A 19,169-nucleotide genomic window follows, 5' to 3' on the forward strand; every position below is an offset into this window, starting at 1 on the left:
GACCTTGTACGGCCGCATTTCCTGCACGACCCAGCTTGACCCGAACGCGGTGCCGGGGAGGATCCGGTTCACCGCCTGAGTCCTGGAGAAGGCGAGGACTTGAGCATGGGATCCACCACCGGCGTAGGCCATCGCGATCTGATCAGGCGGAGCGCGACCGCTGCTCCGGCCCCGGCGACTGTTGTGCCGGCATCGCTCAGCTGATCATCGGCGTCGCACCGCGGCTCCGAGACGACGGCGACAACGCCCCACGTGCGGCCGGCGCAGGACCGGTCCGGCCCCGACGGGCGCACACGCAGCACACTCGTACAGATCCATTCGATCAGTGAGGATGCAGAGATGACCATTCGTGCCGGCTCTCTTGACAGGCGGACGCTCCTGCGGGGGGCCATCGCCACCGCGGCGATGGGTTCGTTCGCGGTCGCGTGCAGCTCTCCCTCCAGCGAGGACGGCGGCGGCGACGGCGGCCCGAAGGGCGAGAAGAGCGCCAACAACCCGTTCGGTGTCGCCGCGAACTCCACGGTCGAAGCGGCCATCTTCGACGGCGGCTACGGCACCGACTACGTCGACTACACCAACCAGGTGCTCGGCAGCCAGGTCAAGGGCCTCAAGGTCCAGGTCAAGCCGGTCGTCGACATCGCCCCCCAGCTCCAGCCCCGCTTCGTCGGCGGCAACCCGCCGGACCTCATCGACAACTCCGGTGAGGATCAGATCGGCTTCCTCGGCATCCTCGACCAGTTGGAGGAGCTCGACGACCTCTTCGAGGCCAACACCTACGAAGGCAAGAAGATCGCCGACATCGTCTACCCCGGTGTCAAGGCGCCCGGCACGTTCAAGGACAAGTTCGTCGCGCTCAACTACGTGATGACCGTGTACGGCGTCTGGTACTCGAAGACGCTCTTCGAGGAGAACGGCTGGACCCCGCCGAAGACCTGGGACGAGGCGCTCGACCTCGGCCAGCAGGCGAAGAAGAAGGGCAAGTACCTCTTCGTCCACGGCAAGGAGGCGGCGACCTACTACCGCACGCTCCTGATCGACTCGGCGATCAAGGAGGGCGGCGACGAGGTCCGGCTCGGCCTGGAGAACCTGGAGAAGGGCTGCTGGTCGCACCCGGCCATCCAGGGTGTCATCAAGGTCATGGAGACCATGGTCAAGCAGAAGATGTTCGTCCCCGGTGGCTCCGGCACCCAGTTCCAGAAGGCGCAGGCGATCTGGAGCAACGACCAGAAGGCGCTGCTCTACCCGTCCGGTGGCTGGATCGAGAACGAGATGAAGAAGGCCACCAAGGCGGACTTCCAGATGACCGGAATCCCGTCGATGACGCTCACCGACAAGCCGGCGCTGCCCTACGAGTCGCTCCGCGCGGCCGCCGGCGAGCCGTTCATCGTGCCCAAGCAGGGCAAGAACCCGGCCGGCGGCAAGGAAGTGCTGCGGGCGATGCTGTCGGAGAAGGCGGCCGCCAACTTCTCCAAGACGAAGCTGGCCCCGACGATCGTCAAGGGCACCGTGCCCGCCGACGGTTACGGATCGACGGCCCTCGTCTCGCAGACGACGATGCTGGAGGCCGCGGGCACCAACATCTTCAACTACATGTTCGTCGAGACCTACGGGATGAACACCGACCAGCTGGTGCCGTGGAACTCGTTCCTCGCCGGTGACCTCGACGGCAAGGGGCTGACCTCGGCCCTGCAGAACATCTCCGACAAGGTCCGGGAAGACGATTCCGTCGAGAAGGTCAAGGTCAGCTAGCACCGCGATGAAAGACACGATCCCCACTGCCGAAACTGCGAGCCGCCGGCCCGAGCCGGCCGCTCGCGGCGGGCGGCCACGGCGCCGCAAGCTCACGTTCGACCGGGTGACGTTCTTCCTCGCGTTCCTCGGTGTCCCGCTGGCCATCTTCGTGATCTTCGTTCTGATCCCGTTCGGCCAGGCGATCTTCTGGGGGATGACCGACTGGCGCGGCTTCAGCCCGGACTACAACTTCGTCGGCTTCGACAACTTCACGAAGATGTTCCAGGACGACATCTTCCTGAAGGCGTTGCGCAACGTCGCCCTCCTCGCGGCCTTCGTGCCGCTGGTGACCTTGACGCTCGCCCTCGGGGTCGCCGTGGCCGTCACCCTGGGCGGGCCCAGCAAGGGCCCCGTCCGAGGGATCCGGGGAGCGTCGTTCTACCGGATCATCTCCTTCTTCCCCTACGTCGTGCCGGCGATCATCGTCGGTCTGATCTGGGCGCAGATGTACGACCCGAACGCCGGCCTGCTCAACGGCGTTCTCACCGGCCTCGGCCTCGACCAGTTCGACACGTTCGCGTGGCTGGGCGAGAAGACGACCGCGATGCCGTCCGTGATGTTCGTCATCGTCTGGGGGCTCGTCGGGTTCTACGCGGTGCTCTTCATCGCCGCGATCAAGGGCGTTCCCGCGGAGCTGTACGAGGCGGCGAGGATCGACGGGGCCGGCCGGTTCCGCACCACGCTCTCGGTCACCTTGCCGGCGATCCGGGACAGCGTGCAGACGGCGTACATCTACCTGGGCATCGCCGCCCTCGACGCGTTCGTCTACGTCCAGGCGATGGTGCCGAACGGCGGCCCGGCCAACTCGACCCTGACGATCAGCCAGCGCCTGTTCAACGTCGCTTTCGCCAAGCAGCAGTTCGGCTACGCCACCGCGATGGGCGTCGTCCTCGCCGTCGTCACCCTGGTGTTCGCGGCGCTGGTGTTCCTCGTCAACCGCCTCACGGGCGGCGGCGAGGGCGAGAGCAAGAGGAAAGCACCTGGGTCCAGAGCTCGGCGTGCCGCAGCCAAGGGAGGGGCCCGGTGAGCGTCATCGCCGCCGACCGGAAGCCGGCCAGTGACCGGAAACCGGCGAGAGACCGGAAGCTGACGCGCGTCGCCGCGAGCAGCGACCGCAGATTCGCGGCGATCTCGCACGCCCTGCTGATCCTGTGGTCCGTGATCGTGATCGTGCCCATGCTGTGGGTGCTGATGTCGTCGTTCAAATCGACCGGCGAGATCCTTTCGTCGCCGTTCTCGCTGCCGGATCACTGGCGGTTCGAGAACTACGCGAACGCGTGGACCGACGCGAACATCGGGAAGTACTTCCTGAATTCCGTGATCGTCGTGGTCTCGGCACTGATCCTGGTGATGCTGCTCGGCGCGATGTGCGCCTACATTCTCGCCCGGTTCGAGTTCCCCGGCCGGCGGCTGATCTACTACGTGATGCTCGCCGGCCTGACTTTCCCGGTCTTCCTGGCGATCGTTCCGCTGTTCTTCCAGTTGCAGAACTTCGGGCTGCTGAACACGCGTCTCGGACTGATCCTCACCTATGTCGCGTTCGCGCTGCCGTTCACGATGTTCTTCCTCTATTCGTTCTTCCGGTCGCTGCCGCACGACGTGTACGAGGCCGCGCTGATCGACGGTGCCGGGGACTGGCGGGCGTTCTTCCAGGTGATGCTGCCGATGGCCCGCCCGGGCATGGCGGCGGTGGCGATCTTCAATTTCCTGGGCCTGTGGAACCAGTTCCTGCTGCCGGTGGCGCTCAACACCGACCAGGACATGTGGGTCCTCACCCAGGGCATGGCCGCCTACGCGTCCTCGCAGGTCTACGACATCGACTACGGCGCGCTGTTCGCGGCGATCGTGATCACGGTGGTGCCCGTACTGCTCGTGTACTGCGTCTTCCAGCGGCGGATCGCCGGTTCGGTGTCGCAGGGCACCTTCCGCTGACGCCCACCGCCGGTCCACCTGTCGTACACAGGGGTCCGGCCCCGGAGAGAACAGCTCTCCGGGGCCGGACCCCTGCGGTGTACCACCGGTAGTCGGCCGTGGACACGGTCTGGAACCGAGTGGACACGGCCTGGAACCGATTCCTGTCAAGGTCTTGACGCCACTGGGTGATTCATCGGAGCTTGGAGTTCATAACTTGTACAAGGTCCGGTCGCCCAAGGGTGACGCGGGCCAGGGATGAGGGTGAGAGTCAATGGAGACTCCGGGGTCGCAGTCGTCGCTGCACCGAGCTAACCTGGAGCGGGTCGTCCGAGCAGTACGTCTTGCGGGTTCGCTCACCCAGGCCGAGATCGCGAGGACGACGGGCCTGTCCGCGGCGACGGTCTCCAACATCGTTCGGGAGCTGAAGGACGGCGGCACGGTCGAGGTGACGCCCACCTCGGCGGGCGGCCGCCGGGCCCGCAGCGTCTCGCTGAGCGGGGACGCCGGCATCGTCATCGGCGTGGACTTCGGGCACACCCACCTGCGGGTCGCGGTGGGCAACCTCGCCCACCAGGTGCTCGCCGAGGAGTCCGAGCCGCTGGACGTCGACGCGTCCGCCGCACAGGGCTTCGACCGGGCGGAGCAGCTGGTCAGCCGGTTGATCGAGGCGACCGGCGTCGACCGCTCCAAGATCGCCGGAGTGGGCCTCGGCGTGCCCGGCCCGATCGACGTGGAGTCCGGGACCCTGGGCTCGACCGCCATCCTGCCCGGCTGGGGCGGCACCAAGCCCGCCGAGGAGCTGCGGGGGCGGCTCGGCGTGCCGGTGCACGTTGACAACGACGCCAACCTCGGGGCCCTGGGCGAGCTGGTCTGGGGCAGCGGGCGGGGCGTGCGGGACCTGGCCTACATCAAGGTCGCCAGTGGTGTCGGCGCCGGCCTGGTGATCAACGGCAAGATCTACCGCGGCCCCGGCGGCACGGCCGGCGAGATCGGGCACATCACCCTCGACGAGGCCGGCCCGGTCTGCCGCTGCGGCAACCGGGGCTGCCTGGAGACCTTCGCCTCCGCCCGCTACGTGCTCCCGCTGCTCCAGCCGAGCCACGGCACCGACCTCACGATGGAGGGCGTCGTGCGGCTCGCGCGGGACGGCGACCCGGGCTGTCGGCGGGTCATCGCCGACGTGGGCCGGCACATCGGCAGCGGTGTCGCCAACCTCTGCAACCTGCTCAACCCCAGCCGCGTCGTCCTCGGCGGCGACCTCGCGGAGGCCGGTGAGCTGGTGCTCGGGCCGATCCGGGAGTCCGTCGGCCGGTACGCGATCCCCAGCGCCGCGCGTCAACTCTCCGTCTTCTCCGGGGCACTCGGGGGCCGCGCCGAGGTGCTCGGCGCGCTCGCCCTGGCGCTCAGCGAGATGGGCGATTCGACCCTCTTGGACGGAACTGCGACCGGTGCTCTGCCGGTGGCCACCCCTGCCTTCACTTAGAGCACGGATGGCACCGTTGTCATCTCGTTAAGGATTTACTTCTTGACGTCGCACGTGCGGCCGAGTTGACTTCCAGCCACCTCGGCCGCAACGACGCGGCCTCGTCAGGGAGGTTTCTGAAGTGAACACGCGTATGCGTCGTGCCGCCGTTGCCGTTGCCACCACCGCGATGGCAGTCTCGCTCGCCGCCTGTGGCAGCGCCAAGGAGGCCGACGACAGCAAGGACTCGTCCGACTCGGCCGCCAAGAAGGGCGACGCCATCAAGGTCGGTCTGCTGCTTCCGGAGAACCAGACGGCGCGCTACGAGAAGTTCGACAAGCCCTTGATCGAGAAGAAGGTCAAGGAGCTCACGAACGGCAAGGGCGAGGTCGTCTACGCCAACGCCAAGCAGGACGCCACGCTGCAGGCGCAGCAGGTCGACACGATGATCACCAACAAGGTCGACGTGCTGATCGTGGACGCGGTGGACTCCAAGGCCATCGCCGGCTCCATCACCAAGGCCGAGCAGGCCGACATCCCGGTCGTCGCCTACGACCGCCTGGCCGAGGGCCCGATCGACGCCTACACCTCGTTCGACAACGTCACGGTCGGCAAGACCCAGGGCGAGGCCCTGCTGAAGGCGCTGGGCGACAAGGCCAAGGACGGCCAGATCGTCATGATGAACGGCTCCTCCACCGACCCGAACGCCGCCCAGTTCAAGGAGGGCGCCCACTCCGTCCTCGACGGCAAGGTGAACATCGGCCGCGAGTACGACACCAAGGAGTGGAAGCCGGAGAACGCCAACGCCAACATGCAGGCCGCGATCTCCGCGATCGGCAAGGACAAGATCATCGGCGTCTACTCCGCCAACGACGGCATGGCGGGCGGCATCATCACCGCCCTCAAGCGCGCGGGCATCGCCGACATCCCGGTCACCGGCCAGGACGCCGAACTCGCGGGCGTGCAGCGGATCATCACCGGCGAGCAGTACATGAGCGTCTACAAGTCCTACCCGCAGGAGGCCGCGGTCGCCGGTGAGATGGCCGTCGCCCTCGCCAAGGGCGAGTCGCTCGACTCCATCGCCACCAGCAAGGCCGACAGCGCCACCACCAAGGACATCCCGTCGGTGCTCGTCCCGGTCGTCTCGCTGACCAAGGACAACATCAAGGAGACCGTCATCAAGGAGGGCTTCTACACCCTCGACGAGATCTGCGCCGGCAACTACAAGGCCGCCTGCGACAAGATCGGCCTCAAGTAAGCAGTCCCGCTCCCCGTACCGCCTGAGCGCGTACGGGGCCGGCTGCCCCCGGTTTCCTCCGGTGCCCCGCACTCGACAGCCCCGCAAGCTACGCGGGGCGCCGGACGGAACAACCCCCCTCATACTTCTGCACAACCTCCCGCCGGGTCAGGCGGCGAAGGAGATGGTTCACGTGTCCGCTACGCCCGTGCTGGCGTTGCGCGGGGTCTCCAAGCGATTCGGTGCCGTCCAGGCGCTCACCGACGTAGAGCTTGAGGTCCACGCCGGTGAAGTGGTCGCCCTGGTGGGCGACAACGGCGCCGGAAAGTCCACGCTGGTCAAGACGATCGCCGGCGTGCACCCCATCGATGAAGGCGCCATCGAGTGGGACGGCAAGGCCGTCAGCATCAACAAGCCGCACGACGCCCAGAACCTGGGCATCGCGACCGTCTACCAGGACCTCGCGCTGTGCGACAACATCGACGTCGTCGGCAACCTCTACCTGGGCCGCGAGATCCGCAGGCGCGGTGTCCTGGACGAGGTCGAGATGGAGCGCCGCTCCCGCGAGCTGCTGGACACGCTGTCCATCCGCATCCCCAGCGTCCGCATCCCGATCGCCTCCCTCTCCGGCGGTCAGCGCCAGGTCGTGGCGATCGCCCGGTCCATGCTCGGCGAGCCCAAGCTGGTCATCCTCGACGAGCCCACCGCCGCGCTCGGCGTCGAGCAGACCGCGCAGGTCCTCGACCTCGTGGAGCGGCTGCGCGAGCGCGGTCACGCCGTCATCCTCATCAGCCACAACATGGCCGATGTCAAGGCGGTCGCCGACAAGGTCGCCGTCCTGCGCCTCGGGCGCAACAACGGCGTCTTCGAGGTCAAGTCGACCTCGCAGGAAGAGATCATCTCCGCCATCACGGGCGCCACGGAGAACGCCGTGACCCGTCGTGCGGCGCGCACCAATGGGGAGATCAAGAAGTGAGCATCGACAAGACCTCCACCCCCGCCGAGGACAAGACGCCGGAGAACCCCGCCGCGGCCTCCGGCGCGGCCACCGCGGTCGACCCGCGGCTGCTGGTGCGCGAGCAGGGATTCGCGGGATACCTCGGCGAGTTCAAGCGGAAGATGAAGGCGGGCGACCTCGGGTCCATCCCGGTCGTCGCCGGCCTGCTGATCATCTGGGCCATCTTCACCAGCCTGAACTCCAACTTCCTCACCGCCGGCAACTTCTCCAACATGTCGGTCACCATGGTCGGCACGGGCATGATCGCCATCGGCATCGTGTTCGTCCTGCTGCTCGGCGAGATCGACCTGTCGGTCGGCTCGGTCAGCGGTGTCGCGGGCGCCACCTTCGCCGTGCTGAACATCACGCACGGCATGAACGAGGTCCTGGCCCTGGTCCTGGCCATCCTCACCGGCACCGTGGCGGGCGCCATCCACGGCTTCTTCTTCGCCCGCATCGGTGTCCCCGCCTTCGCCGTGACACTGGCCGGCCTGCTGTTCTGGCAGGGCTTCATGCTGCAGATACTCGGCAGCAACGGCACCATCAACCTGAACAGCGACGGCATCGTCGTCAAGCTGACCAGCTACTACTTCAGCGACGTGGCCGCCGCCTACGGCCTGGCGATCGTCGTGACGGCGGGGTACTTCGTCTCCGCCTTCTTCGACAACCGCCGCCGCGCCGCCGCCGGGGTGCCGTCCCGGCCGCTGAACGAGGTCATCGTCCGCACGGTGCTGCTCGCCGTGCTGGCCTTCGCCGTGGCGATCGTCTTCAACCAGTACAAGGGCCTGCCGCTGGCCGTGGTGATCTTCCTGGCCTTCCTGCTGCTCACCGACTTCGTACTGCGCCGCACGTCCTACGGCCGCAAGGTCTTCGCGCTCGGCGGCAGCGTCGAGGCGTCCCGCCGCGCCGGCATCAACGTGGAGCTGGTCCGGATCTCGGTCTTCGCGATCGCCGGCACCTTCGCCGCGATCGGCGGCCTGTTCGTCGCGTCGAAGATCGCCTCCGCCAACCAGGGCGCGGGCACCGGCGAGTTCCTGATGAACGTCATCGCCGCGGCCGTGATCGGCGGCACGTCCCTCTTCGGCGGCCGCGGCCGCACCTGGGACGCGCTGCTCGGTGTGATGGTCATCGTCTCCATCCAGTACGGCCTCGCCCTGGAGGGCATCGCCTCGCCGGTCCAGTACATGATCACCGGTGGCGTGCTGCTGGCGACCGTCGTCATCGACGCGGTCACCCGCAAGACGCAGAAGACGGCCGGCCGCGCCTAGGCGCCCACCGCGCCCTCGCAGCCGACCCACCGCCCGCCCGGGCTGAGCCCCCGGGCGGGCGGTCCGTCGTCCGCCCGCCGCCCCGCACGCCGACCGGGACGGCGGGCGGACCACACCCCCGGACGCAGAAGTCGTAGAACCGGTTCCGGATGGGTAAGGCCGAACGCGTGACGTACGACGCACCGCCCGGACACGTTCCGCCGGAGCGGAACATTAGACTCGACGAGCCCGGCAACAGCTCTACTGCAAGGAGGCACGGGTGCCGCTGCTGACCCGCATCACGGGACCGCGCGATCTGGACCGGCTCAGCCTGGAAGAGCTGGGCCGGCTGGCAGAGGAGATCCGCACCTTCCTCGTCGACGCCGTCTCCAAGACCGGCGGCCACCTCGGCCCCAACCTCGGCGTGGTGGAGCTCACCCTCGCCCTGCACCGCCTCTTCGACTCGCCGAAGGACAAGGTGCTCTGGGACACCGGCCACCAGTCCTACGTGCACAAGCTGCTCACCGGACGCCAGGACTTCTCGAAGCTGAAGATGAAGGGCGGCCTGTCCGGCTACCCCTCGCAGGCGGAGTCCGAGCACGACGTCATCGAGAACAGCCACGCCTCCACCGTCCTCGGCTGGGCCGACGGCATCGCCAAGGCCAACCAGGTCCTGGAGCGCGACGACCACGTCGTCGCCGTCATCGGCGACGGCGCGCTCACCGGCGGCATGGCCTGGGAGGCGCTGAACAACATCGCCGCCGCCAAGGACCGCCCCCTCGTCATCGTCGTCAACGACAACGAGCGCTCCTACGCCCCCACCATCGGCGGCCTCGCCAACCACCTGGCGACCCTGCGCACCACCGACGGCTACGAGCGCTTCCTGGCCCGCACCAAGGAGGTCCTGGAGCGCACCCCGGTCGTCGGGCGCCCGCTCTACGACACCCTGCACGGCGCCAAGAAGGGCCTGAAGGACTTCATCGCCCCGCAGGGCATGTTCGAGGACCTCGGCCTGAAGTACGTCGGCCCGATCGACGGCCACGACCTCGAGGCCCTGGAGTCCGCCCTCACCCGCGCCAAGCGCTTCGGCGGCCCCGTCATCGTGCACTGCCTCACCGAGAAGGGCCGCGGCTACCAGCCCGCCCTGCAGGACGAGGCCGACCGCTTCCACGCCGTCGGCAAGATCCACCCCGACACCGGCCTGCCCATCTCCACCTCCGGCGCCGACTGGACCAGCGTCTTCGGCGACGAGATGCTGAAGCTCGGCCGGGAGCGCGAGGACGTCGTCGCCATCACCGCGGCCATGCTCCAGCCGGTCGGCCTCGACAAGTTCGCCAAGGCCTTCCCGGACCGCGTCTACGACGTCGGCATCGCCGAGCAGCACGGCGCGGTCTCCGCGGCCGGTCTCGCCCACGGCGGCGTCCACCCGGTCTTCGCCGTGTACGCCACCTTCCTCAACCGCGCCTTCGACCAGGTGCTGATGGACGTGGCCCTGCACAAGTGCGGCGTGACGTTCGTGCTGGACCGGGCCGGCGTCACCGGCACCGACGGCGCCTCCCACAACGGCATGTGGGACATGTCGATCCTCCAGGTCGTCCCCGGCCTCCGGCTCGCCGCCCCGCGCGACGCCGACCAGGTCCGCGCCCAGCTGCGCGAGGCCGTCGAGGTGGACGACGCGCCGACCGTGGTCCGCTTCTCCAAGGGCGCCGTCGGCCCCGCCGTGCCGGCCGTCGGCCGCGTCGGCGGCATGGACGTGCTGCGCGCCCCGGGCACCGACGACCCGGACGTCCTGCTGGTCTCCGTCGGCGCCCTCGCCCCGATGTGCCTGGAGGTGGCGGACCTGCTGAACAAGCAGGGCATCTCCACCACCGTCGTCGACCCGCGCTGGGTCAAGCCCGTCGACGAGGCCATGGCCCCGCTCGCCGAGCGCCACCGCGTCGTCGTCACCGTCGAGGACAACTCGCGCGTCGGCGGTGTCGGCTCCGCCGTCGCCCAGGCGCTGCGCGACGCGGGCGTGGACGTCCCGCTGCGCGACTTCGGCATCCCGCCGCGCTTCCTCGACCACGCCTCGCGCGCCGAGGTCCTCGCCGAGATCGGCCTCACCGCGCCGGACATCGCCCGTCAGGTCACCGGCCTGGTCGCCAAGCTCGACGGCCGCTACGAGCGCACGGGCGCCGACGTGGACTCGGTGGAGGCCGCGCGCGACTGACGCACGCGACCGAGGTACGGCCGGATGGGCAGGTACTCCACTCGTTGCAGTGGTGAAACCTGCCCATCCGTATGAATCCGCTCACGCCGGGGCATACGCAGTACGCCCCCCTCTCGATCATGTCGGGGACGACAAGCTCGGAGGTACCCGTGAGCAGCAGCAGTCTTTTCAGGACCAAGAAGATCGAGCAGTCCATCCGGGACACGGAGGAGCCCGAGCACGCGCTCAAGAAATCCCTGTCCGCCCTGGACCTGACGGTCTTCGGCGTCGGTGTCATCATCGGCACCGGCATCTTCGTACTGACCGGCACGGTCGCCAAGAACAACGCCGGGCCCGCCGTGGCCCTGGCCTTCGTCGTGGCCGGCGTGGTCTGCGCGCTCGCCGCGCTCTGCTACGCCGAGTTCGCCTCCACCGTGCCGGTGGCCGGTTCGGCGTACACCTTCTCCTACGCCTCGCTCGGCGAACTGCCCGCCTGGATCATCGGCTGGGACCTGGTCCTGGAATTCGCGCTCGGTACGGCGGTGGTGGCCGTCGGCTGGTCGGGCTACATCCGTTCGCTGATGGACAACGCGGGCTGGCAGATGCCCGAGGCGCTGGCCGGACGGGACGGCGCCGAGGGCTTCGGCTTCGACATCCTCGCCGCCGTCCTGGTGCTGGTCCTCACCGGCATCCTCGTCCTCGGCATGAAGCTCTCCGCGCGGGTCACCTCGCTCGTCGTCGCCATCAAGGTGACCGTCGTCCTCATCGTGATCATCGCGGGCGCCTTCTTCGTCAAGGGCTCCAACTACGACCCGTTCGTCCCCGAGTCGAAGCCGGTGGAAGCGGGCGGGGGACTCGACTCGCCCCTGATCCAGCTGATGTTCGGCTGGGCACCGGCCAACTTCGGCGTCATGGGCATCTTCACCGCCGCCTCGGTCGTCTTCTTCGCCTTCATCGGCTTCGACATCGTCGCCACGGCCGCCGAGGAGACCAAGAACCCGCAGCGGGACATGCCCCGGGGCATCCTCGGTTCGCTCTTCATCTGCACCGCGCTCTACGTCGCCGTCTCGATCGTCGTCACCGGCATGCAGCACTACAGCGAGCTGTCCATCGACGCCCCGCTCGCCGACGCGTTCAAGTCCACCGGGCACCCCTTCTTCGCGGGTGTGATCAGCTTCGGCGCCGCCGTCGGCCTGACCACCGTCTGCATGATCCTGCTGCTCGGCCAGACCCGGGTGTTCTTCGCGATGAGCCGCGACGGACTGCTGCCGCGCTTCTTCTCCCGCGTCCACCCGAAGTTCCGGACCCCGTACCGGCCGACCATCCTGCTCGGCGTGATCATCGCGATCGTCGCCGGCTTCACCAGCCTGAGCGAGCTGGCGGAACTGGTGAACATCGGCACCCTGTTCGCGTTCGTCGTCGTCGCGCTCAGCGTCATCATCCTGCGCCGCACCCGTCCCGACCTGCCCCGCGCCTTCCGCACCCCGCTGGTCCCGCTGCTGCCGATCGTGTCGGTCGCCGCCTCGCTGTGGCTGATGCTGAACCTGCCCGCGGAGACCTGGGTGCGGTTCGGCGTCTGGATGGCGATCGGCGTCGTCGTGTACTTCCTCTACAGCCGCACGCACAGCCGCCTGGGCCGCGGCGAGGAGGCCCCGGCCGGCGGCCCGTCGAAGCCGTCCGGAGGCGGCGGGACCCCGTAGCCCCGGTTCGCCGCTCAGGCCCCGTACGCCTTGCTCTCACGCGGCGGCGGGGCCGGTCCCTTTGGACGGAGGGCGGATCTCGTGCGCCGCCGGACGCCGCGCCCGGCCCGCTCGGCCGCCCGGCTCTTCCGGCGGCGTGAGCCGGCGGCGTGCGTGGCCGGGCCAGTACGTGGACGATGGTGCGCGGCTCGGGCAGACGGGCGACCCGAGCGCCGTCACACCGGTCGTACCGTCCGCGGCCCCGCCACCCGAGCGCCCAGCTCCGTCACCCGGCGGCGCAGCTCGCGGTCGGCCGTCACCACCAGGACGGCACGGTCACCGGTGGCACCCGCGACCAGCGCGACCATGTGGTCGTCCCCGCTGCCGGGCGCCGACTCCACCCGTACGCCGGGCACGGAGCCCACTCCCCGGGCCGCGCCCTCGACGACGAGGACGACCTCCACCGGAGAGCCCAGCCCCGGCACCCCGTCCGCCGCCAGCCGGTCCCGCAGCCGCTCCGCGGCCCCCCGCCGATCCCGCCACCAGCCGTCGGGAACCGACCCGACGACGTTCGCGGCGTCGACGATCACCAGGAGGGGGCCACTGTCGCTCATGAGGTCAGGGTCGCACGCGCCGACCCACCCGGCCGGAGCGAGCCCGGATACGGCCGCATAAAATGATCAGGTGAACGGCGAGTGGCTCATACGCGGCCGGGACGGCCGACTCAGCGTCTATCAGAAGTCCCACGATGCCGCCCTGTGCCGGGCGGAGCAGGCACCGGGCGGTTCCTGGGGCGCCCCGCGCAGGATCGGCGGTGACCAGCGGCTGCACCCTGTGCTGACGGTCGGCCAGGGCACCGACGCCTACGCGCACCTGGTCGCCTGGCGGCCCACATCCCCCGGCGAGTCCGGCCTGGTGCACTGCACGCACTTCCGGCCGCTGCTGGCCTCCCTGGACTGGGAACCCATCGGCCACCCGAACGGCAAAGGGGACCGGACCGGCACGCCCACCGTCGCGGTCGACCACCAGGGACGCGCCCACGTCTTCGTGCGCAACGGCGGCGGCGGGCTCAGCATGCGCGCCCAGAAGGAGAAGGGCGGCTGGGGCCCGTGGCGCGACTTCAAGGGCGAGGAACTCCACGACTCGCCAGTCGGGGTGGTGGGCAGAGCCGGGCGCATCGAGGCCTACGCATCCCGCCCCGGCCGTGTCATGCACTGGCGTCAGGAGGAGATGGGCAAGCCGATCCAGCTGGTGGAGACGGTGGAGACCGAAGTCCGTCCGGGCACCCTGCGCGCCCTGGCGACCTCCGACGAGAACACCACCCTGTTCTTCATCGACGCGTCCGGCACCCTGTGCGCCTGGCGCCCCGGAGCCGAGCCCGTGCCCTTGGTCACCGCGGCGGGCCCCGGCCCGATCGCGGCCGTCCGCTGTGAACTGGACGGCCACGACTGCACGCTGCTGGCACAGCGCTCGTCCTCCGGCCGGATCGCGTTCGCGGCCTACCCCAGCGAACAGGAGCCGGCGGGCGCCTGGTGGACCGAGTCTGGGCCGGTGCTGCCGACCGACGCGACGGTCTCCCTCGCCCTGGACGCCGACGCCCGCGTGGTCGCGGCGATCCTGTCCCCGTCGACCGGGGAGCTGCTGCTGGCGAGGCGGAAGGACGAGGCGGGGCTGGCGCTGGGGGCGTGGGAAGCGGTGTGACGACCGAGCCGGCGTCCGTCGGCACCACGAGTGACGGAACGCCCGATGGGCCGTACCGGACGAATCCGGTACGGCCCATCGGTCTGTCCGAGGCCGGAGCTACGCGGGAACCGAAGCCACCCCCGGCTCCAGGAACCGCTTCCCGTTCACCCGCTCGGAGACGCCCTCGCGGTCCAGGTACGGCGTGATGCCGCCCAGGTGGAAGGGCCAGCCGGCGCCGGTGATCAGGCAGAGGTCGATGTCCTGGGCCTCGGCGACGACGTCCTCGTCGAGCATCAGGCCGATCTCCTGGGCCACCGCGTCGAGCACCCGCGCCCGCACCTGCTCCTCCGTCAGGACGGTGTCGCCCTGCTTGAGGAGCGCGGCGACCTCCGGGTCCAGCTCGGGCTTGCCGCTGTCGTAGAGGTAGAAGCCGCGCTTGCCGGCCTCGACTACCGCCTTGAGGTTCGGGGAGACCGTGAAGCGCTCCGGGAAGGCCCGGTTCAGGGTCTCGGAGACGTGCAGGCCGATCGCCGGGCCGACCAGCTCCAGCAGGACCAGCGGGGACATCGGCAGGCCGAGGGGCTCGACCGCCTTCTCCGCCACGTCCACCGGCGTGCCCTCGTCGATGACGTTCTGGATCTCGCCCATGAAGCGGGTCAGGATGCGGTTCACGACGAACGCCGGGGCGTCCTTGACGAGGACCGCGGTCTTCTTCAGCTTCTTGGCGACGCCGAACGCCGTGGCCAGCGAGGCCTCGTCGGTCTGCTCGCCGCGCACGATCTCCAGCAGCGGGAGGATCGCGACCGGGTTGAAGAAGTGGAAGCCGACGACCCGCTCGGGGTGCTTCAGCTTCGACGCCATCTCCGAGACGGAGAGGGACGAGGTGTTCGTCGCCAGGATCGCGTGCGCCGGGGCGACCGCCTCGACCTCCGCGAAGACCTTCTGCTTGACGCCCATCTCCTCGAACACGGCCTCGATGACGAAGTCCGCGTCCGCGAACCCCTCGGCCTTGTCCAGGACGCCGGAGACGAGCGCCTTGAGGCGGTTGGCCTTGTCCTGGTTGATACGGCCCTTGCCGAGCAGCTTGTCGATCTCGGCGTGGACGTAGCCCACACCCTTGTCGACGCGCTCCTGGTCGATGTCGGTCAGGACGACCGGCACCTCCAGGCGGCGCAGGAACAGCAGCGCGAGCTGGGAGGCCATCAGGCCGGCGCCGACCACGCCCACCTTGGTGACCGGGCGGGCCAGCGACTTGTCCGGGGCGCCCGCGGGGCGCTTGCCGCGCTTCTGCACCAGGTTGAAGGCGTAGATGCCGGAGCGCAGTTCGCCGCCCATGATCAGGTCGGCGAGGGCCTGGTCCTCGGCGTCGTAGCCCTGCTGGAGGTCGCCGTTCTTGGCGGCGGCGATGATGTCCAGGGCGCGGTAGGCGGCCGGGGCCGCGCCGTGCACCTTGGAGTCCGCGATGAAGCGGCCCTTGGCGACGGCCTGGTCCCAGGCCTCGCCGCGGTCGATCGCCGGACGCTCGACCGCGATCTCGCCGTTGAGGACGGACGCCGTCCAGATCAGCGACTGCTCCAGGAAGTCCGCGCCCTCGAAGATCGCGTCCGCGATGCCGAGCTCGTAGACCTGCGCGCCCTTGAGCTGCTTGTTCTGGTTGAGGCTGTTCTCGATGATGACCGAGACGGCCTTGTCGGCGCCGATCAGGTTCGGCAGCAGCGTGCAGCCGCCCCAGCCGGGGACCAGGCCGAGGAAGACCTCGGGGAGGGAGAACGCCGGGAGGGCCGCCGACACCGTGCGGTACGCGCAGTGCAGGCCGATCTCGACGCCGCCGCCCATGGCGGCACCGTTGTAGTACGCGAAGGTCGGCACGGCCAGCTTCGCCAGCCGCTTGAAGACGTCGTGGCCGCCCTTGCCGATGGCCAGCGCGTCCTCGTGCCGCTTCAGCAGCTCGACGCCCTTGAGGTCGGCGCCGACCGCGAAGATGAACGGCTTGCCGGTGACGCCGACGCCGACGATGTCGCCGTCCGCGGCCTCCTTCTCGACCTGGTCGATCGCGGCGTCGATGTTCGCCAGCGACTGGGGGCCCAGCGTGGTCGGCTTGGTGTGGTCGTGGCCGTTGTCCAGGGTGATGAGCGCGAAGCGCCCGGCGCCGAGGGGCAGGTCGAAGTGGCGCACGTGGGCGCTGGTGACGACCTCGCCGGGGAACAGCTCGGCCGCACCCTTCAGAAGCTCTGCGGTGGTGCTCACTTGTCCCCCTCGAAGTGCGGGTTCTCCCAGACGACCGTCGCGCCCATGCCGAAGCCGACGCACATGGTGGTCAGGCCGTAGCGGACGTGCGGCTGCTCCTCGAACTGGCGGGCCAGCTGCGTCATCAGGCGGACGCCGGAGGAGGCCAGCGGGTGGCCGAAGGCGATGGCGCCGCCGTACTGGTTGACGCGGGCGTCGTCGTCGGCGATGCCGTAGTGCTCCAGGAAGGCGAGGACCTGGACGGCGAAGGCCTCGTTGATCTCGAACAGGCCGATGTCGGAGATGGACAGCCCGGCCTGGGCCAGGGCCTTCTCCGTGGCCGGGATCGGGCCGTAGCCCATGACCTCCGGCTCCACGCCCGCGAAGGCGTAGGAGACCAGGCGCATCTTCACCGGGAGGTTGTTCTCCCGGGCGAAGTCCTCGCTCGCGATGAGGGAGGCGGTGGCGCCGTCGTTCAGACCGGCCGCGTTGCCCGCGGTGACCCGGCCGTGCACGCGGAAGGGCGTCTTCAGGCCCGCCAGGTTCTCCAGCGTGGTGCCCGGACGCATCGGCTCGTCGGCGGTGACCAGGCCCCAGCCCGTCTCACCGGCCTCCTCGTTGGTGCGGCGCACGGAGACCGGCACCAGGTCGGCCTGGATCTGGCCGCCTGCGTACGCCTTGGCGGCCTTCTCCTGCGAGCGCACCGCGTACTCGTCGGCGCGCTGCTTGGTGATGCTCGGGTAGCGGTCGTGCAGGTTCTCCGCGGTCATGCCCATGAACAGGGCGGACTCGTCGACCAGCTTCTCGCTGACGAACCGCGGGTTCGGGTCGACGCCCTCGCCCATCGGGTGGCGGCCCATGTGCTCGACACCGCCCGCGACGGCGACGTCGTACGCGCCGAAGGCGACCGAGCCGGCCACCGAGGTGACGGCGGTCAGGGCGCCCGCGCACATGCGGTCGATGGAGTAGCCCGGGACCGAGGTGGGCAGGCCCGCCAGGATGCCGGCGGTGCGGCCGATGGTCAGGCCCTGGTCGCCGATCTGCGTGGTCGCGGCGACGGCGACCTCGTCGATCTTCTTGGGGTCGAGACCGGGATTGCGGCGCAGCAGCTCCCGGATCGCCTTCACGACCAGGTCGTCGGCGCGGGTCTCGTGGTAGATGCCCTTCGGGCCCGCCTTGCCGAACGGGGTGCGGACGCCGTCTACGAAGACGACGTCCCTGACGGTACGAGGCACGATGGCTCTCCTCCAGGGTGCGGGATGGCACTGCTGCGGCACGCATGCACTGAGCGCGCGCTCAGCCCCATGCTACTTGTGGGTAACGTAGCTGCCCAGTCCCCCCGGCGCGAGCGGCGAACGTCACACCACCGGGGGCATCCCGCGACCCGTCCTCCTACGACACGCCCTCGGCCAACGCCGTCACCAGCACCGGCGTCACCTGCTCCACCTGCCAGGGCCGGGCCCCGTGCCCGGCGAGGGCCCCGCCCACCGACTCCTCGTCGAGGGTGGCCGGCGGCTCCCAGCACACCCGGCGCACCGTGTCCGGGGTGATCAGGTTCTCCTGCGGCATGCTCAGCCGTTCGGCCAGTGCCGTCACCGCCGCGCGCGCCGCGGTGAGCCGGGCCGCGGCAGCCGGGTCCTTGTCGGCCCACGCCCGCGGCGGCGGGGGACCGGTCACCGGCTGGCCGGGCTGCGGCAGCTGCGACTCGGACAGGCCCCGGGCCCGGTCGACCGCCACCTGCCACTGCTCCAGCTGTCGGCGGTTGACCCGCCCGAACCCGTTCAGCGCGGCCAGCGCGTGCGCGTTGGGCGGCAGCGCGAGCGCGGCCTCGACGATGGCGGCGTCCCCGAGCACCTTGCCCGGCGAGACGTCCCGGCGCTGCGCGATCCGGTCCCGGGTCTGCCACAGCTCCCGTACGACGGCGAGCTGCCGGCGGCGGCGCACCTTGTGCATGCCGGACGTACGGCGCCACGGGTCCTTGCGGGGCTCGGGCGGCGGGGCGGAGGCGATCGCGTCGAACTCCTGCCGGGCCCAGTCCAGCTTGCCCTGCCGGTCCAGTTCCTTCTCCAGCGCGTCGCGCAGGTCGACCAGAAGCTCGACGTCGAGCGCGGCGTAGCGCAGCCAGGGCTCGGGCAGCGGGCGGGTGGACCAGTCGACGGCCGAGTGGCCCTTCTCCAGGACGAAGCCCAGCACGTTCTCCACCATCGCGCCGAGACCGACCCGCGGGAAACCGGCCAGCCGTCCCGCCAGCTCGGTGTCGAAGATGCGGGTGGGCACCATCCCTATTTCACGCAGGCACGGCAGGTCCTGGGTGGCCGCGTGCAGCACCCACTCGGTGTCGGCGATCGCCGCGCCCAGCGCGGACAGGTCGGGGCAGGCCACCGGGTCGATCAGCGCGGTGCCGGCGCCCTCGCGGCGCAGCTGCACCAGGTACGCCCGCTGCCCGTAGCGGTAGCCGGAGGCGCGCTCGGCGTCGACGGCGACCGGGCCGTGCCCGGCGGCGAAGGCGGCGGTCACCTCGGCGAGGGCCGCCGCGTCGGCGATCACCGGCGGAATGCCCTCGCGTGGTTCCAGCAAGGGTGTCGGCGCCTGACTCGCAGAAGATCCGGCGTCGTCCGGAGGGGCGCCTCCGGTGGTTCGCAGTGAAAGGTCTGCTGCGGTTTCGTGGGCGTCGGTCACCTGTCAAGGGTATCCGTGGATCGACCGCGCCCGCCGACGGAACGTTCCGTCGGCGGGCGCCGGAGG

Annotated in this window: 14 protein-coding genes; 10 read left to right on the top strand and 4 right to left on the bottom strand. The window is 69.9% G+C overall.

Annotation, left to right across the window (positions count from 1 at the left end; all coding sequences use genetic code 11):
* The first annotated feature begins 405 nt into the window (after nucleotides 1-405).
* From ngcE to KUM03_RS05675, 9 genes are all read left to right on the top strand, one after another.
* Nucleotides 406-1,749 (top strand): N-acetylglucosamine/diacetylchitobiose ABC transporter substrate-binding protein, encoded by a 1,344-nt coding sequence (ngcE, locus tag KUM03_RS05635; RefSeq protein ID WP_217245925.1) that lies wholly within the window; start codon nucleotides 406-408, stop codon nucleotides 1,747-1,749.
* 7 nt (nucleotides 1,750-1,756) lie between these two features.
* Nucleotides 1,757-2,818 carry a carbohydrate ABC transporter permease gene (locus KUM03_RS05640; protein WP_217245882.1) on the top strand — a complete coding sequence of 354 codons (1,062 nt, stop codon included), beginning with the start codon at nucleotides 1,757-1,759 and terminating at the stop codon, nucleotides 2,816-2,818.
* Nucleotides 2,815-3,723 carry a carbohydrate ABC transporter permease gene (locus tag KUM03_RS05645; protein ID WP_217245883.1) on the top strand — a complete coding sequence of 303 codons (909 nt, stop codon included), beginning with the start codon at nucleotides 2,815-2,817 and terminating at the stop codon, nucleotides 3,721-3,723. Before KUM03_RS05640 ends, KUM03_RS05645 begins: the two co-directional genes overlap by 4 nt.
* Before the next feature lie 253 nt (nucleotides 3,724-3,976).
* Nucleotides 3,977-5,188: an ROK family transcriptional regulator gene (locus tag KUM03_RS05650; RefSeq protein ID WP_217245884.1), complete on the top strand. Its 1,212-nt coding sequence runs from the start codon at nucleotides 3,977-3,979 to the stop codon at nucleotides 5,186-5,188.
* A gap of 133 nt (nucleotides 5,189-5,321) precedes the next feature.
* Nucleotides 5,322-6,425, top strand: a complete 1,104-nt coding sequence (locus KUM03_RS05655) for a sugar ABC transporter substrate-binding protein (protein WP_217245926.1) — start codon at nucleotides 5,322-5,324, stop codon at nucleotides 6,423-6,425.
* Nucleotides 6,426-6,588: 163 nt separating this feature from the next.
* Nucleotides 6,589-7,380, top strand: coding sequence for an ATP-binding cassette domain-containing protein (locus KUM03_RS05660; RefSeq protein ID WP_164412101.1), 792 nt, complete (start codon nucleotides 6,589-6,591; stop codon nucleotides 7,378-7,380).
* Nucleotides 7,377-8,669: a sugar ABC transporter permease gene (locus KUM03_RS05665; protein WP_217245885.1), complete on the top strand. Its 1,293-nt coding sequence runs from the start codon at nucleotides 7,377-7,379 to the stop codon at nucleotides 8,667-8,669. The genes KUM03_RS05660 and KUM03_RS05665 overlap by 4 nt, the downstream gene beginning before the upstream one ends.
* Before the next feature lie 259 nt (nucleotides 8,670-8,928).
* The gene (dxs, locus tag KUM03_RS05670; protein WP_217245886.1) at nucleotides 8,929-10,857 is read left to right on the top strand and encodes a 1-deoxy-D-xylulose-5-phosphate synthase; all 1,929 of its coding nucleotides are present in this window, start codon (nucleotides 8,929-8,931) and stop codon (nucleotides 10,855-10,857) included.
* A 119-nt stretch (nucleotides 10,858-10,976) separates the two neighbouring features.
* Entirely contained in the window at nucleotides 10,977-12,536 is a 1,560-nt protein-coding gene (locus tag KUM03_RS05675) for an amino acid permease (RefSeq protein WP_217245887.1), read from the top strand.
* Between the two features lie 215 nt (nucleotides 12,537-12,751).
* Here KUM03_RS05675 and KUM03_RS05680 read toward each other — a convergent pair whose 3' ends face one another.
* Entirely contained in the window at nucleotides 12,752-13,129 is a 378-nt protein-coding gene (locus tag KUM03_RS05680; protein WP_217245888.1) for an NTP pyrophosphohydrolase, read from the bottom strand.
* Between the two features lie 70 nt (nucleotides 13,130-13,199).
* Between KUM03_RS05680 and KUM03_RS05685 the strand changes: the two genes are divergently transcribed.
* On the top strand, nucleotides 13,200-14,216 hold the full coding sequence (locus tag KUM03_RS05685) for a hypothetical protein (protein ID WP_217245889.1): 1,017 nt from the start codon (nucleotides 13,200-13,202) through the stop codon (nucleotides 14,214-14,216).
* Between the two features lie 99 nt (nucleotides 14,217-14,315).
* Here the strand turns inward: KUM03_RS05685 and KUM03_RS05690 are convergent, their stop codons facing one another.
* The 3 genes from KUM03_RS05690 to KUM03_RS05700 all read right to left on the bottom strand — a co-directional run bounded on the left by KUM03_RS05690 (nucleotide 14,316) and on the right by KUM03_RS05700 (nucleotide 19,103).
* On the bottom strand, nucleotides 14,316-16,445 hold the full coding sequence (locus tag KUM03_RS05690; RefSeq protein ID WP_217245890.1) for a 3-hydroxyacyl-CoA dehydrogenase NAD-binding domain-containing protein: 2,130 nt from the start codon (nucleotides 16,443-16,445) through the stop codon (nucleotides 14,316-14,318).
* Nucleotides 16,442-17,659: an acetyl-CoA C-acyltransferase gene (locus KUM03_RS05695; protein WP_217245891.1), complete on the bottom strand. Its 1,218-nt coding sequence runs from the start codon at nucleotides 17,657-17,659 to the stop codon at nucleotides 16,442-16,444. Before KUM03_RS05695 ends, KUM03_RS05690 begins: the two co-directional genes overlap by 4 nt.
* A gap of 157 nt (nucleotides 17,660-17,816) precedes the next feature.
* Nucleotides 17,817-19,103, bottom strand: coding sequence for a ribonuclease D (locus KUM03_RS05700; protein ID WP_217245892.1), 1,287 nt, complete (start codon nucleotides 19,101-19,103; stop codon nucleotides 17,817-17,819).
* Between the last annotated feature and the right edge of the window lie 66 nt (nucleotides 19,104-19,169).

Origin of the sequence: Streptomyces sp. AC602_WCS936 (genome assembly GCF_019049125.1) — a bacterium.
In the GTDB taxonomy this organism is placed as follows: domain Bacteria; phylum Actinomycetota; class Actinomycetes; order Streptomycetales; family Streptomycetaceae; genus Streptomyces.